Annotated in this window: 1 protein-coding gene; it reads left to right on the forward strand. The window is 65.7% G+C overall.

Features of this window, described 5'->3' with window-relative positions:
* Positions 1 to 297, forward strand: a 297-nt coding sequence (locus EN862_RS35625) for an extensin family protein (protein ID WP_193771650.1), incomplete at both ends; no start/stop codon positions are given.

Consider the following 297-nt stretch of genomic DNA (forward strand, 5'->3'; position numbering starts at 1 on the left):
GCCGCGACGCTGACCTGCAACATGGCTGCCACCTTCGCAACCTGGACCAGGAACGAGCTGGTGCCTGCCGCTCGCTGGCGTTATTTCTCAGGCGTCAGGACCATCCACCAGGGGTCCAGCTATTCCTGCCGCAACATCGCCGGCGAAGGCGTCCTGTCCGAGCACGGCAAGGGCAACGCGCTCGACGTCATGAGCATCGAGCTCAACAACGGCGACGACATCGACGTGCGCAAGCCCGGCCTGTTCGCCTTCCGCACCCGCGGCTTCCTCAACAATGTGCGCGCCGACGGCTGCCAG

The sequence above is a fragment of the Mesorhizobium sp. M2E.F.Ca.ET.219.01.1.1 genome (genome assembly GCF_004016445.2).
In the GTDB taxonomy this organism is placed as follows: Bacteria; Pseudomonadota; Alphaproteobacteria; order Rhizobiales; family Rhizobiaceae; genus Mesorhizobium.